This is a genomic window from Fodinibius salinus (assembly GCF_008124865.1).
Taxonomy (GTDB): domain Bacteria; phylum Bacteroidota; class Rhodothermia; order Balneolales; family Balneolaceae; genus Fodinibius; species Fodinibius salinus.
Genome location: NZ_VNHY01000003.1, coordinates 1 through 15,410 on the forward strand (window position 1 = coordinate 1; position 15,410 = coordinate 15,410).

Annotated in this window: 11 protein-coding genes and 1 tRNA gene; 10 read left to right on the forward strand and 2 right to left on the reverse strand. The window is 43.3% G+C overall.

All coding sequences use genetic code 11. From position 1 onward, the window contains the following. The 10 genes from LX73_RS09155 to rpoC all read left to right on the forward strand — a co-directional run. A partial coding sequence (locus tag LX73_RS09155) for an EF-Tu C-terminal domain-related protein (RefSeq protein WP_148899207.1) occupies positions 1–94 on the forward strand: 94 nt, incomplete at its 5' end. Positions 95–275: 181 nt separating this feature from the next. Continuing rightward, positions 276–348: transfer RNA gene (locus LX73_RS09160), tRNA-Trp, on the forward strand. Between the two features lie 25 nt (positions 349–373). Beyond that, positions 374–556, forward strand: coding sequence for a preprotein translocase subunit SecE (gene secE, locus LX73_RS09165; protein WP_148899208.1), 183 nt, complete (start codon positions 374–376; stop codon positions 554–556). Continuing rightward, entirely contained in the window at positions 553–1,119 is a 567-nt protein-coding gene (gene nusG, locus LX73_RS09170; RefSeq protein WP_148899209.1) for a transcription termination/antitermination protein NusG, read from the forward strand. Before secE ends, nusG begins: the two co-directional genes overlap by 4 nt. A gap of 76 nt (positions 1,120–1,195) precedes the next feature. Next, on the forward strand, positions 1,196–1,627 hold the full coding sequence (gene rplK / locus LX73_RS09175) for a 50S ribosomal protein L11 (RefSeq protein WP_148899210.1): 432 nt from the start codon (positions 1,196–1,198) through the stop codon (positions 1,625–1,627). Positions 1,628–1,642: 15 nt separating this feature from the next. Beyond that, entirely contained in the window at positions 1,643–2,341 is a 699-nt protein-coding gene (rplA, locus tag LX73_RS09180; RefSeq protein ID WP_148899211.1) for a 50S ribosomal protein L1, read from the forward strand. A 23-nt stretch (positions 2,342–2,364) separates the two neighbouring features. Further along, entirely contained in the window at positions 2,365–2,889 is a 525-nt protein-coding gene (gene rplJ, locus LX73_RS09185) for a 50S ribosomal protein L10 (RefSeq protein ID WP_148899212.1), read from the forward strand. Positions 2,890–2,944: 55 nt separating this feature from the next. Next, on the forward strand, positions 2,945–3,316 hold the full coding sequence (rplL, locus tag LX73_RS09190) for a 50S ribosomal protein L7/L12 (protein WP_148899213.1): 372 nt from the start codon (positions 2,945–2,947) through the stop codon (positions 3,314–3,316). A 179-nt stretch (positions 3,317–3,495) separates the two neighbouring features. Then, on the forward strand, positions 3,496–7,311 hold the full coding sequence (gene rpoB, locus LX73_RS09195) for a DNA-directed RNA polymerase subunit beta (protein WP_148899214.1): 3,816 nt from the start codon (positions 3,496–3,498) through the stop codon (positions 7,309–7,311). Between the two features lie 52 nt (positions 7,312–7,363). Beyond that, complete coding sequence (gene rpoC / locus LX73_RS09200; protein ID WP_148899215.1) at positions 7,364–11,716, forward strand: DNA-directed RNA polymerase subunit beta'; 4,353 nt, start codon at positions 7,364–7,366, stop codon at positions 11,714–11,716. A 159-nt stretch (positions 11,717–11,875) separates the two neighbouring features. On the opposite strand, the gene LX73_RS09205 is transcribed toward rpoC, so the two are convergent. Further along, positions 11,876–12,205, reverse strand: a complete 330-nt coding sequence (locus tag LX73_RS09205; protein WP_148899216.1) for a YtxH domain-containing protein — start codon at positions 12,203–12,205, stop codon at positions 11,876–11,878. Positions 12,206–12,327: 122 nt separating this feature from the next. After that, on the reverse strand, positions 12,328–15,405 hold the full coding sequence (locus tag LX73_RS09210) for an efflux RND transporter permease subunit (RefSeq protein WP_148899217.1): 3,078 nt from the start codon (positions 15,403–15,405) through the stop codon (positions 12,328–12,330). Between the last annotated feature and the right edge of the window lie 5 nt (positions 15,406–15,410).

Consider the following 15,410-nt stretch of genomic DNA (forward strand, 5'->3'; position numbering starts at 1 on the left):
CCAACCGGTAGCCATGGAAGAAGGGCTGCGGTTTGCGATTCGCGAAGGCGGCCGCACAGTTGGGGCCGGCGTTGTAACTGAAATTATAGATTAAACTTCTAAGATAGTATCGCCTTGTAGCGATAATCTAATGATTGTTGGGAGGAGTAGGCTGGAAATTTGGTCTGTTCTTCTCGCATCTTTGGGTGTAGCTTCCCGACTGGTTCGGGAGTAGGGCAGTGAAAAGAAATAGCAGCTGGATTTCTTGCTGATCTGGAAACTGCACAAGTTAATTTACGGGTGTAGCTCAATTGGCAGAGCAGTGGTCTCCAAAACCGAAGGTTGTGGGTTCGAGTCCTTCCACCCGTGCAAGTATTGAACCGAATTGTAATTCATGGATAAGATTAAGGAATACATACAGGACATACGCAAAGAGATGAAAAAAGTCTCTTGGCCGGATCAGCAAGAATTGATCGATTATACGATTGTTGTTGTTGTATTTACGGTTTTATTGTCCGCATTCATTTTTGTGATAGATCAAGTTTATAGCACGGTATTAGAGGCCATATATCAATGACAAAAGAGGAACAACATAAATGGTATGTCGTTCGTGTGTTTTCCAGCCACGAAAAGAAAGTAAAGCGATATCTGGATCGTGAGATTGAGATGCAAGGACTGGAAGATAAGATCATTGAAGTTTTGATCCCCACTGAAACAGTCGTTGAAATACGATCGGGGAAAAAGAAAACACGCGAAAAGAATTTTTTCCCAGGCTATATTTTGTTGAAGACAATTTATGATGAAGAAGTCAATAATCTTATCCAGGGGGCTCCTTCAACGATTGGTTTTTTGAAAACTGGAAAGAAACAGCATGCTCCCAAGCCATTGCGTAAAGCTGAGGTTGATCGTATTCTCGGCCGGGTAGAAGGTGATGATGACGCTATGGAGCAGGGAGGTAAGATTGAAATCCCGTACGATGAGGGAGATGTTGTTGAAGTTATTGACGGACCTTTTAAAGATTTTGACGGAACCGTACAAGAAGTAAACGCAGATAAATTAAAATTACGAGTTCTGGTAAGTATTTTCGGTCGAAAGACCCCGGTTGAAGTTGGTGTGAACCAGGTAGAACCTGCAACTTGACCACTATTATATAATCACTTGATGCAAAAGTGAGCTATTACGCGGCAAATAAACATAAGTACAATTACTAATTAAAATGGCAAAAGAAGTAGATCAAGTACTTAAGCTCCAGATTCGGGGCGGACAGGCAAACCCTGCCCCACCCGTTGGACCTGCTTTAGGGCAGGCTGGAATAAATATTATGGAGTTTTGTAAGGCTTTTAATGCTAAGACCCAAGAAGATGCCGGTACTATTATTCCGGTTGAAATCACGGTTTATCAGGATAAGTCTTTCGATTTCATAACTAAGACTCCGCCTGCTGCAGTACTGCTAAAACAAGCTGCTGGCATTGATACAGGTTCCGGAGAACCCAACCGTACCAAGGTTGGCGACGTTACCTGGACCCAGTGCAAGGAGATAGCAGAACAGAAAATGCAGGATCTTAACGCTTTTGAGGTAGAGAACGCTGCTGAGATGATTGCAGGAACTGCCCGAAGTATGGGGCTGCGTGTACAAAGAGATAAATAGAAGGTAAATTAATTTATGTCACAACGAGGAAAAAAGTACCAAGAGGCCGCAAAGCTCATCGATCCTGAGTTGGAATATACTCTGGAAGAAGCTTGTGATCTTGTGGAGAAAACCTCTACGGCTAGCTTTGATGAATCCGTTGACCTGGATTTGCGTTTGGGAGTAGATCCCCGACATGCCGACCAAATGGTGCGCGGTTCTGTTACCTTGCCACATGGCACAGGTAAAGAAGTGCGTGTATTAGCACTGGTCAGTGAAGCAAAGCAAGAAGAAGCCGAAGAGGCAGGAGCAGATCATGTGGGCCTTGACGAGTATATCGAGAAAATTGAAGATGGATGGACAGACGTTGATGTAGTTATTGCCACTCCGGATGTAATGGGACAAATTGGTAAGCTCGGACGCATTTTGGGTCCGCGCGGACTTATGCCCAATCCTAAAAGTGGTACAGTTACAAACGACGTTGCTGATGCAATTGATGAAGCGAAATCTGGTAAGATTGATTTTCGTGTAGATGACTACGGAATTCTGCACGCATCAATCGGACGTATAAGTTTTGATCCCAGAGAGCTTCGTGAGAATGCAATGGAATTTTTCAAAACGGTCATGCGACTCCGACCCGCTTCCGCTAAAGGATTATATATACGAAGCGCGTTTATGAGTTCAACAATGGGCCCGAGTATTCCATTAAGTCGTTCATCGATCATGTCTGCATAACGATAAAATTATAGAACCATATAATGGCAACATTAGCAGAAAAGAAGGAAACTGTTGAACAAATTACAGAAGACCTAAATAGTTCCGGTGCTGTTTATATCACCAACTATGCGGGTATGTCTGTAAAAGAAGTCAACAATATGCGTGGTGAATTCTTTGAAGGCAATATTAAATACAAGGTGTATAAAAATACCCTAGTAAAACGAGCCATGGACGAAGTAGGCGGATATGAGGATTTATATCCCCATCTGGCCAACCAAAATGGCTTTGCCTTTGTAGAAGAAGAGCTTGCTGCACCTGCGAAAGTGATTAAAAAACTATTTGAAGAAACAGAAAAGCCCAAGTTCAAAGCTGCTGTCATCGACGGTGATTATTACGGTGAAGATGAGCTTGAAACTTTGGCCGCAATGAAATCCAAGAGCGAAGTTATTGGAGATATTGCAGGTCTATTACTTGGTCCTGTTTCTAATGTGGTTAATGCAGTTCAAGCTCCCGGTAGAAATATTGCCGGAGCTCTTGAAACCATCGCTGAAGAAGGCGACGAATAATTAAATCAACAACACAACGAATTTTCAATTCAAAGATCAATCGGAGAATAAACAAATGGCTGACGTTAAAGAAATAGCTGAAGAACTAGTCAATTTAACTGTAAAAGAAGCAAACGAACTTGCTGATTTTCTTGAAGAAGAATACGGTATCGAACCCGCAACAGGTGGCGCAGTAGTTGCTGCTGGTGGCGGAGAAGGCGGTGACGAGGAAGAACAAACAGAATTTGATGTTGTTCTGAATGGTCCCGGCGACAAAAAGATTGCCGTTATTAAGGAAGTTCGTGGAATCACCGGCCTTGGCCTCAAAGAGGCTAAAGAATTGGTGGATAATGCACCTAATCCTATTAAAGAAGGTGTTGCAAAAGAAGAAGCCGAAGATCTCAAGTCTCAGCTTGAGGATGCCGGTGCAGAGGTTGAGCTTAAGTAATTTAAGCCTCCTAACATATATTTTGCCTTAGCCAATATCGTATTTGACGGTATTGGCTATTGGCGTCTATTTGCATGCTAGTAATACACTTATTATAAAGTGTAACCGAAGCGGCAAATTCGGCTCATCAACATCAACTTAATTTTAATGGAGAGGTTCTTTTGAGTAAACAGAGTAAAATGAAAAAAATTCCTTTCACCGACCGCTTATCTTTTGCAAGTACTGAACATGTATTGGACTATCCAGATTTTCTGGGCGTTCAGCTTGATTCATTTGAGCAGTTTACCCAGCTGGATGTAGCTCCTGAAGATCGTAAAAATCAGGGACTGCAAAAGATTTTTAACGATAATTTTCCTATTCAGGATTCGCGGGAAACCCATATCCTGGAATTCATGCATTATAGCGTAGATACGCCTAAATATAGCATGAAGGAATGCCAAGAGCGTGGACTCTCGTATGCCGTACCGCTCAAAGCAAAAATTCGGTTGTCGGCTGTTGATGATGACGATGAAACAACCGAAACTATTGAACAGGAAGTATTTTTGGGCGATCTCCCGTGGATGACATCCAAGGGTAGTTTTATCATTAATGGTTCAGAACGCGTAATTGTAAGTCAGCTGCATCGTTCGCCCGGTGCTTTCTTTGGAACCAATGAACACCCCAACGGGACGCAGCTTTACAATGCCCGTGTAATTCCGTTTAAAGGTTCTTGGATTGAGTTTTCTACAGATATCCGTGATGTGCTGTGGGCATATATTGATCGTAAAAAGAAGGTTCCATTTACAACTCTTCTCAGAGCATTGGGATATTCCACAGATGAGGAGTTGTTTAATCTGTTTGGCCAATCCGAAGTTGTTGAAATTGAAAGCAAGAAACAGTTTAAGAAAGAGCTGGTTGGTGAACGATTAGCGGTCGATATTGTAACTGAGCAGGTGGAAGAAGTAGTTGATGAAGATACCGGCGAAGTAACTGAAGCAACGAGCCGCGAGACACTACTCGAAATTGACCATGAGCTTGAAGAAGATGATTACGGCAAGCTCAAAGAGGCCGACGTAGAAAAGGTACGCATCCAAACCATGGAGCCGGAAGATTCTGAGCGGGATGTGTTTATGAATACTATCCGCAAAGATCCTACACATGACGAAGAGTCGGCACTTGGAGAAATTTACAAGCAAATTCGAACCGGTGAAATGCCGGACGCTGAAACAGCACGACAAGTGCTGGAGCGATTGTTTTTTAGCGACAAGAAATATGATCTCGGCGAAGTGGGTCGATATCGTCTTAACAAGCGGTTGAAGGTTGATGTCGATATGGATATCCGCTACTTGGTTAAGGAGGATATCGTTGCCATTATCGAAGAGGTTATCAGATTAAAGAACATGAAGGCTCAGGTGGATGATATTGATCACTTGAGTAATCGTCGTGTTCGAACTATTGGTGAACAACTGGGTCAACAGTTTTCTATTGGATTGGCTCGGATGTCTCGTACGATCAAAGAACGAATGAACTCGCGTGATGCTGAACAGCTGACACCTCAGGACTTAGTCAATGCGCGTACCATCTCTTCTGTGATTAACACATTCTTTGGTACGAATCAGCTGTCGCAGTTTATGGATCAGACCAATCCTATTGCAACACTTACGCATAAGCGTCGGATGTCTGCACTGGGACCCGGTGGATTAACTCGTGAACGAGCAGGCTTTGAAGTTCGTGATGTTCACTACACGCACTATGGACGTTTATGTCCAATTGAAACGCCAGAAGGTCCTAATATTGGACTAATTACTTCGCTTTGTGTACACGCGAAAGTAAATGACTTTGGATTTATTGAAACACCGTATCGCCAAGTCGAAGACGGGGAGGTATCTGATGATATTGAATATCTTTCTGCCGAGCAGGAAGATGAAACGGTCATTGCACAGGCAAATGCTCCGTTGGATAAAAGTGGTGCGTTTAAGAATGATAACGTTTTCTCTCGTTTCCGAGACGGAAATTACCAGATGGCTTCTCCTGATGAGGTTGGATATATGGATGTCTCTACCAATCAGATTGCATCAGTTGCAGCAGCACTTATTCCGTTTATGGAACATAATGATGCCAACCGTGCGCTTATGGGAGCAAACATGCAGCGTCAGGCAGTACCACTGCTTCGTCCCGAAGCGCCCGTTGTTGGAACAGGTCTCGAGCACCGTGCGGCTAAAGATTCCCGCGCTATTATCACTGCCGAAGAAGATGGGGAAGTGGTCTATGTAAGTGCCGAGGAAATTCATGTGAAGTATGATCGCTCCGAAATGGAGCAGAATTGCTATTTTGATGATGGCATCCGCAAGTTCAATCTTTCCAAGTTTGAGCGAACAAATCAGGATACGACCATCAACCAGACACCTATTGTAGAAGTAGGTGACGAGGTTAAAAAAGGTCAAACACTGGCTGATGGGTGTGCAACCGATCAGGGAGAACTTGCCTTGGGACGTAATCTACTTGTTGGTTTTGTTCCGTGGAGAGGATATAACTTTGAGGATGCAATTGTAGTAAGTGAACGCATTGTTCAGGATGATATTTACACCTCTATCCATATTGAAGAATTTGAACAAGAAGTTCGGGATACCAAGCGCGGTGAAGAAGAATTGACGCGTGAAATTCCGAATGTGAGTGAAGATTCTACAAAAGATCTTGATGAACAAGGTATTATCCGAACTGGTGCGAAGATTAATCCCGGTGATATATTGGTCGGTAAAATTACCCCAAAAGGTGAAACCGATCCCACGCCGGAAGAAAAACTCCTGCGAGCTATTTTTGGAGATAAGGCTGGAGATGTGAAAGATGCTTCGCTTAAAGTTCCACCTGGGGTATCAGGTACAGTTATTGATACCAAACTCTTTAGCCGCAAGCGTGATGAGCAGATCTCCCGAAAAGAGGAGAAGAAACAGGTTGAGCTTGAAAATGAACGTCATGCCGAGAAGGTTGAAGAGCTCAACGAAGAAATGGTGGATAACCTTTATACTCTGCTCAGAGATAAAACGTCGCCTGGTGTGTATGACTTTAGCGGTGTTGAGCTTATTCCGAAAGGACAAAAATATCGCAAGTCCGATTTTCAAGAATTGGATCCCGTTAATATTAATGAAAATATTGACTGGGCTACCGATGATGAACTGGTAGAACATGTACGACTGCTCTTTGAAAACTATCGAAAGTTACGCCGAGAAATTGATACTGAGGCTAAGCGCCGTAAGTATCAGATTCAGGTAGGAGACGATCTACCGCCGGGCATTATCCAGAAAGCAAAAGTTTATGTTGCCAAAAAGCGCAAGCTTCAGGTAGGTGACAAACTTTCCGGACGGCACGGTAATAAAGGTGTGATTGCAAAAGTTGTACCCGTTGAAGATATGCCGTATATGGAAGACGGTACTCCCGTTGATATTTGTTTGAACCCACTGGGTGTACCTTCACGAATGAACCTTGGTCAAATTTATGAGACCATTCTCGGTTGGGCAGCCAAAGAATTGGGTGTTAAGTTTGCATCCCCAATATTTGATGGCGCATCCGAAGAGCAGGTAAAAGACAAGATGGAAGAAGCCGGATTGCCCAGAGATGGACGTGTAACATTGTATGACGGCCGAACCGGCCAACCGATGGATCAGAAATCTACGGTTGGGTATATTTACATGCTTAAGCTTAACCACCTGATTGAAGACAAGATGCATGCACGATCTATTGGTCCTTATTCGCTTATTACCCAGCAGCCGCTGGGCGGTAAGGCTCAATTTGGCGGACAGCGTCTCGGTGAGATGGAGGTTTGGGCACTGTATGCGTATGGTGCTTCAAATATCCTTAAAGAGATGCTTACTGTTAAAAGTGATGATGTGAAAGGTCGATCGCGCGTATATGAGGCCATTGTAAAAGGTGAAAATCTGCCCGAAGGAGATGTTCCCGAGTCCTTTAAGGTACTGCTGCGCGAAATGATGGGACTCGGACTCGACATTCACATTGATTAATTTGAATAACAGAATTTATACTGTTAAATAAAGTCAACCCGGAGGTATTTCCTTGCCGACTACTAATACATTAACAGTTTCGAAAGACTTCGATAAAATTGGAATTTCCCTGTCGTCGCCTGAGACTATTCTCTCGCGATCGCACGGCGAAGTCTTGACTCCCGAAACAATCAACTATCGTACTTTCAAACCCGAAATGGACGGCCTGTTCTGTGAGAAGATTTTTGGGCCGGTAAAAGATTATGAATGCCATTGCGGTAAATATAAACGAATTCGCTATAAGGGTATTATTTGTGACCGTTGTGGCGTTGAAGTAACCAGAAAAGCAGTTCGACGAGAGCGAATGGGTCACATTTCGCTTACCGTACCTGTGGTACATATCTGGTACTTCAAATCGTTGCCCAACAAACTTGCTTATTTGCTGGGGTATTCTTCCAAAAATCTTGAGAAGATTGTTTACTATGAGACCTATGTAGTAATGAATCCGGGAGTAGCCCGCGATCTCGGTTATAAGAAAGGTGACCTGATCTCCGAAGAAGAGTATTACGACATTCAGGAGCAGTTGCCTGAAGATCAGTGGGAGATGGAAGATGATAACAAAGAGAAGTTCCGTGCTAAAGAAGGAGCTGAAGCTATCTATGAGCTGCTTGAAACGCAGGATCTGGATGAGCTGGCGTACCGCTTGCGGTATGAAGCACGGAATGAGACTTCTCAGATGCGGAAAAAGAAGAAGCTGAAGCGTCTGCAGGTTATCGAATCATTTCGGGCAGCAAATCAGCATACCGAAAATCGTCCCGAGTGGATGATACAAAGTGTAATTCCGGTGATACCTCCGGAGCTTCGTCCGCTTGTACCTCTGGAAGGTGGTCGATTTGCAACTTCTGATCTTAATGACTTATATCGACGGGTTATCATCCGAAATAACCGATTGAAACGTCTGGTTGATATTAAGGCGCCGGACGTAATCCTGCGCAATGAAAAACGGATGTTGCAGGAAGCGGTAGATTCGCTGTATGATAACTCCAGAAAATCGAATGCGGTACGCAACAACAATCGACCTCTTAAGTCTCTAAGCGATATGCTTAAAGGGAAGAGCGGTCGATTCCGACAGAACTTGCTTGGTAAACGTGTAGATTATTCCGGCCGTTCTGTAATTGTTGTCGGTCCTGATCTGAAGATGCATCAATGTGGTCTGCCGAAAGAAATGGCGGTTGAGCTTTATAAGCCATTTATCATCCGACGATTGATTGAGCGCGGATATGTGAAGACTGTAAAATCGGCAAAGAAAGTAGTAGATCGCCGAGACAAAGTGGTTTGGGAAGTGCTGGAAAATGTTATTGAAGGGCATCCCATTCTGTTAAATCGTGCACCGACATTGCACAGGCTCGGTATTCAGGCTTACCAACCGGTACTTATTGAAGAGAAAGCTGTGCAGCTTCACCCGCTGTCATGTACGGCATTTAATGCTGACTTTGACGGTGACCAGATGGCTGTACACTTACCATTGAGTCATGATGCCATTCTTGAAGCATCAGTATTGATGTTGGGCTCGCACAATATTTTAAGTCCTGCCAACGGTGGACCTATTGCCGTTCCTTCGCAGGACATGGTTCTGGGTATTTACTACCTAACCAAGATGGCCAATGATCAGCGTGGCGAAGGTAAAACGTTCGCTAATCTCGATGAGGTTCTTATTGCCTATGATCGAGATCGCTTGGATCTACATGCCAAAATTAATATTCGCATTCCGGTTACTGATGAAGATGGGAATGAAGGATATGAAATTGTGAAATCAACGACGGGACGTGTAATCTTTAACAAGATTCTACCCGAAGGTATAGAGTATGTCAATAGAACCTTAGGTAAAAAAGAGCTGCGTTCACTTATTGGTGATATTCATTATGAAGTGGGTACTGCTCGTACTGCCGAATTTCTTGATGAGATGAAGCGTCTTGGTTTTAATCAGGCAACGACTGGTGGATTATCGTTCAGTCTCGAAGACATTGTAATTCCTGATGAGAAAAAAGAGCTCATCCAAAATGCTCAGGATGAGGTTAGTGAAATTACTGACCGTTATGAGATGGGTTTCATTACCGACAACGAGCGGTACAACCAGGTTATTGACAAGTGGACAAGCACTACTAACCGCGTGTCAGAGTCGTTGTTTGAATCATTAACGGAAGACAGAGAAGGATTTAATCCGGTATTTATGATGGCCGATTCCGGAGCTCGTGGTTCTAAAGAGCAGATTCGTCAGCTCGGTGGAATGCGTGGACTGATGGCTAAGCCTCAGAAAAGTTCTATGCAGGAAGGTAATGAGGTTATCGAAAATCCTATTTTGTCATCATTCCGGGAAGGCCTAACAGTACTTGAATACTTTATTTCTACGCACGGTGCACGAAAAGGTCTGGCTGATACCGCACTTAAAACTGCTGATGCCGGTTACTTAACACGTCGCCTTGTGGATGTATCGCAAGATATCATCATCAACGAAAAAGATTGTGGAACGCTGCGCGGTATTAAGATGAAAGCGCTCAAGGATAACGAAGATGTTATTGAGAGCCTTGAAGATCGAATTCTTGGCCGCGTTTCGCTGCATGATATTTATGATCCTATTGACGATGAGCTTCTCTGTGAAGCAAATCAGATGATTGATGAGCAAGTAGCGAAAAGTATAGCTGAAACCTCTATCGAAGAGGTAGAGATTCGATCGGTACTGACTTGCGAAAGTGAACAAGGGGTATGCTCTAAATGTTACGGTCGGGATCTTTCACGGGGAACAATGGTTCAGGTTGGTGAAGCCGTGGGTGTTATTGCGGCCCAATCAATTGGTGAACCCGGTACACAGCTGACGCTACGAACTTTCCACGTAGGTGGTACAGCTTCACGAATGGAGTCAGAGTCGCAGCATAAGGCAAAATTCGAAGGTACGGCTGAGTTCGAAAACATCCGCGTTGTCGAATATGATGACGGTGAAGAGATTCATGATGTTGTATTGAGCCGAGCTGGTGAAGTCAAGATTGTTGATGAAGAAGGTAAAGTACTTACAACCTACAATATTCCCTATGGTTCAGAGCTGCTTATTGAAGAGGGGGATGAACTCCTCGAAGATATGCCGATCTGTACATGGGATCCGTATAATGCAAATATTTATGCGGAAATTGATGGGACTATTGAGTACAAGGATATCATGGAAGATATCACCTTCTCTGAAGAAACTGACACACAAACCGGTCACCGTGAGAAGGTAGTAATTGACTCCAAAGATCGTTCGCTGGTACCTACTTTAATGGTTAAAGGCAGTGATGATCGCGTTCGTGAAAAGACGCTACCCGTTGACACTCACATTGTGGTGGATGACGGTGAGGATGTTTCTGCCGGGCAGGTGCTGGCCAAGATTCCACGTACTACCGGACAGTCAAAGGATATTACAGCCGGTCTGCCGCGTGTAACTGAGCTATTTGAGGCTCGTTCACCGAATGATCCTGCTGCAGTATCAGAAATTGACGGTATCGTCAGTATGGGTGGTCGCAAGCGCGGTAAGCAGGAAGTTATTGTTGAAAGTAAAGACGGTAAAACAGAAAAAACGTACCTCATATCACTTTCCAAGCACATCCTTGTGCAGGAAAATGATTATGTGGAAGCGGGTGAACAACTTTCTGACGGAACTATCCCGGCTGAAGAGATTCTGAATATTCTCGGTCCATATGCGGTACAATCATATCTCGTGAATGAAATTCAGGAGGTTTATCGACTGCAGGGTGTGAAAATTAATGATAAGCACATCGAGACTATCGTTCGTACGATGATGCAGAAGGTAGAAGTGACTCATTCCGGAGATACGATGTATCTTGAAGGAGATAAAGTAGATCGATTTGAGCTTAATAATAAGAATGATGAGCTTATCGGTAAGTACGTTGTCACTGAAACTGGTGGTAGCGATCTCAAGCAAGGTAGTATTCTGGATCGCCGAGAAGTTCGGGAGATCAATAACGAGCTTATCAGAGAAGGTGAAGAAGAGATTGAAACGCGTGAAGCTGAGCCGGCTATTTCGAAGCCGATACTGCTTGGTATTACACGTGCGGCTCTCTCTACTGAAAGCTGGTTGTCTGCTGCTTCATTCCAGGAGACCACAAAGGTTCTTACTCAGGCTTCTATTGAAGCCAAGAAGGATCTATTGAAAGGTCTTAAAGAAAATGTGATTGTCGGTCATAAAGTACCTGCGGGTACCGGACTGCGAAAATACGATGATCTGATTGTTGGCAAGAAAGAAGAACTGGATGAGGACGAGCAGGAAGTAGCCAAAGTGTTTAACGAGCTCAGCGGAGCTGGAGAACCCAATGGTGAAGGTGAAGAAGAGGAAGTCTCTGCAACAGAAGCAGATGTTGAGGAGGATGAATCCTGATCGTCTGATATTCTGATTGGTAACTATAAAAAAGGCACTCGGCTTAAAGTCGAGTGCCTTTTTTTCTTTTAGTATATTCTAATAGCTTTAGGGGGATAAATAAAAAAGGAGATCTGAAAAGATCTCCTTTTAACTAATTAAAAATGTATAACTAGATTATTAGGCAGTTCCCTCGGTATCATCAGCGCCATCGGTTTTTGTATCTTCAATATTGTTCAACAGGTCTTCGGCCTCGTTAATCAAATTTTCTGCACGATCACGTGCATCTTCTACTACCAAATTGCCTTGTTTTTTGGCTTCAGAAATAGCTTCCTTTTCATCCGACAGCTTATCAATCAAATGGCTAAGTTCATCCATATAATTGCTAAGACGGTATGAAAGTACGTCACGGGTGTTACTGCCCTTGTCTGGAGCATATAATAATGCAATAGCTGATCCGACAACAGCTCCGGAAATTAAGCCTAAAGTAAAATCTTTTGACTTACTCATAATTGTTTAACGCCTCCTGCAGTCTTGTAATTGATTGGTTAATTTTAATCAAAGTCTGTATAAATATAACGATTAAACTGTGAATTTAATATGTGATTTATTCAAATAATTTAAAGCTATATTTAGTTTTTCAAAGTCTTCAGATGGTCTTTGATTGCTTTCCTTCGTTTTTTACTGATACCCATGATGAAAACTGGTAAAATATAGAGTGTCAAAATAGAGCCGAAGAAAAGACCGCCAATAACAGCTCGTGCCAGAGGCGCCCAAATTTCAGCACCTGTACCTATGCTTAGTGACAATGGAATCATTGAACAGATAGTGGTAAGAGCAGTAAGCAGAATGGGACGCAATCTCCGTTTACACGCCTCAATAACGTTGTTAAACAGCGAATCGGAGTGCTCATTATGTTTGGTGTATAAGTGCATATAGTCCACCAATACAATACCATTATTTACAATAATACCCACCAGCATGAACATGCCGATATAAGCAGTAGCACTTAACGGAGTCTGTAAAATCCATAGGCCGGCGAGTGCACCAAAGAATGCCAGGGGAATAGAAAACCAGATGATGAACGGATCCCGAAAGTTTTCAAATAGCGAAGCCATAATCATATACGTTAACAAAACGGCAAATAAAAGAGTCCAGAGGACTTCGTTGGACCCTTCCTGGGAGTCGCTCGTACCCCCTGTAAATTCATACCGATAACCTTCCGGCAGAACAATCTGTTCTTTGATGATATCAGTAATCTTTTGACGGTATTCAAAAGCATTGCCGTCCACTTCTACACTGACGTCTAGAATGGTTTCACCGTCACGCCGGTTAATAGAATTTACGCCCTTTGCACTTTCGAACCTACCCAAAGCAGTGACAGGTACGCGCTGAGAGTCGGTCTTAATAAGTTCAAGATCAAAAAGTTGTTCGCGATTTGTAAGAGATTTTTTAGATGTCCGGACTTCTATGGGAACTTCTTTACCCTGCTGACGTAGAAAACCAACACGTGTACCTTGTACCTGAGATTTAAGAGAGCGGGCAACTTCGTTTAATGAGCTACCCATACGACTTATGCGTTGTCTGTTGACTTGGTAATGTAGCTCGGGCGTGGGTTCAGTCCAACCATTATCTACTGAAATAACCTTAGAATCTTTGAGTAGGGTCTGTCTGATTTTATCAGAAATAGCCTGTAATACCTCAATATCAGGTCCTACTAAGCTTAGCGTTATGCCGCTGCCGAATGAACGACCTCCGCCTTGACCGCGAATATTTACTTCTACGCCCGGTGATGATAGTTCTTGGCGTAGCTGGGCAGAAAACTTATTGGTAGAGATATTTCGCTTTTCGAGATCAACAAGGTTAACGGTAATTTCTCCTTCATTGGTACGTTGGTTAAAACCACTTTGGCCAATTTGGGTGATAACCGTTTTGACAGGTTCCTTATTTTTTATTTCTTCGCTAAAGTCGCGCATCACTTGTGCTGTTTTAACCAGTTTAGTTCCCGTGGGCAATTCAATACTGATAGACACCCGACCGGAATCAGACTGGGGAAAAAAGTTTGAGTCCAGGTTCTGGAAAAGCGTGTATGAGCCTCCCAGAATTAGCATGACGAAGACAACGGCAGTCCATTTGTGAAACATCACCCAGCGAAGTGTATCTTCGTACCAATTTTCTAACTTTTGTAGTGCCCCGGATGACGAACTTTTTCCCTGGAACTTATTTTCATTCAGGAATAGCAGTACCATGACTGGCACTAAAATGATAGAAGCAATAAATGAGATGCCTACAGAAATACTTATAGTGAGAGCAAACTGGGAGAAAAACTGTCCCTGAATTCCAGACAATCCAATAATTGGAATAAATACACCCAGCGTGGTAAGAGTGGCCCCGAGGAGTGCTCCGATGACCTCATTTGTTCCTTCAAGAGCAGCTTCCATTTTGGGTAGTCCTTCTTCAAGCTTGCGGGCAATACTTTCGGATACCACAATAGCATTGTCAACAAGAAGGCCAATTGCCAGTGCGAGGGCAGTGATAGTAAGAATATTAAGTGTAAGTCCTGCCGCGTACATGGCAGCAAAACTAGCCGTGACTGATACAGGAATACTGGAGGCTACAACTAGAGAGATCCGCCATCCGCCGAGAAAGATAAGTAAAACTATGATTACAACGACAAGAGCCGCGAGGGCAGATTGGGTAAGATTAGAAATAGAATTTTCTACATTGTCACCATCATTTGTCAAAACTTCTAGGCTTACCCCATCAGGTAAATTAGTGTTAATGTTATTAAGTTGTTCTACGACCGCAGAGGTTACATCCAGTGTGTTGGCATCGGACTTTTTTTGGACTCCTATGGATACACTGTTCTTACCGTTAATTTCGACAAGAGTGTTAATTTCGGCAAAACTATCTTCTACTTCAGCTACGTCTTTCATTCGAATGGGAACGCCATTTTCACTCTTTTTAATAATCGTTTGGCTTATTTCATCCACATCTTGGTACATCGATTGTGCACGTACACTGTAGCTGTTTTTGCCAGTACGGATATCACCCACTGGAACTTGTACATTGTTAGAACGTAATACTGATTCAATATCGGAGGGCACCAAGTTGTGCTGTGCTAATGACATCGGATCGACATTGATGAATATCTTCCGTTCTAGACCACCGCGGGTATCGGCTGATGCTACGCCCGGCAGTCGTTCAATGCGTGGTTCAATAAAATCAATGCCAAGTTGCCGCAGTTTATCAAGCCCCTGATTTTCAGCTTTAAGGCTAAGACGCATGATGGGGAACTGTTCAGGATCAAACTGGAAAATAATGGGCTCTGAGGCTTCTTCAGGCAGATTGTTACGAATACGGGACATTTCTTCACGCACTTTTAATTCAGTACGACGGATATCCGTCCCTTCCTGTAACCGAAGTATAATAAAAGCACTTCCTTTGCTGATGTTGCTTTCCAGCTCGTCAATTCCCTCAATGGAAGACACCGCTCCTTCAATAGGTTCTACCACCAAATTTTGCATGTCCTTGGGAGCCACATTGCCATAAGTGGTTTGTACGGCAAGGATGGGGATATTAAAGGATGGGTACAGTGTAATCTTAAGATTGGAAAGCGAGAAAATCCCGAATCCTATGACTACCAGTGTAACCATAATGACACTGATAGGTCTGTTTAAAATACGTTCGGCTATTGAAAACTTTTTCATAGCTG

Excerpts from the sequence above, each read along its gene's own strand:
- nusG (WP_148899209.1), top strand. The coding sequence starts at position 553 with ATGACAAAAGAGGAACAACATAAATGGTATGTCGTTCGTGTGTTTTCC.
- rplL (WP_148899213.1), top strand. The coding sequence starts at position 2,945 with ATGGCTGACGTTAAAGAAATAGCTGAAGAACTAGTCAATTTAACTGTA.
- LX73_RS09205 (WP_148899216.1), bottom strand. The coding sequence starts at position 12,205 with ATGAGTAAGTCAAAAGATTTTACTTTAGGCTTAATTTCCGGAGCTGTT.
- LX73_RS09210 (WP_148899217.1), bottom strand. The coding sequence starts at position 15,405 with ATGAAAAAGTTTTCAATAGCCGAACGTATTTTAAACAGACCTATCAGT.
- rplA (WP_148899211.1), top strand. The coding sequence starts at position 1,643 with ATGTCACAACGAGGAAAAAAGTACCAAGAGGCCGCAAAGCTCATCGAT.
- secE (WP_148899208.1), top strand. The coding sequence starts at position 374 with ATGGATAAGATTAAGGAATACATACAGGACATACGCAAAGAGATGAAA.
- rplK (WP_148899210.1), top strand. The coding sequence starts at position 1,196 with ATGGCAAAAGAAGTAGATCAAGTACTTAAGCTCCAGATTCGGGGCGGA.
- rpoB (WP_148899214.1), top strand. The coding sequence starts at position 3,496 with ATGAAAAAAATTCCTTTCACCGACCGCTTATCTTTTGCAAGTACTGAA.
- rplJ (WP_148899212.1), top strand. The coding sequence starts at position 2,365 with ATGGCAACATTAGCAGAAAAGAAGGAAACTGTTGAACAAATTACAGAA.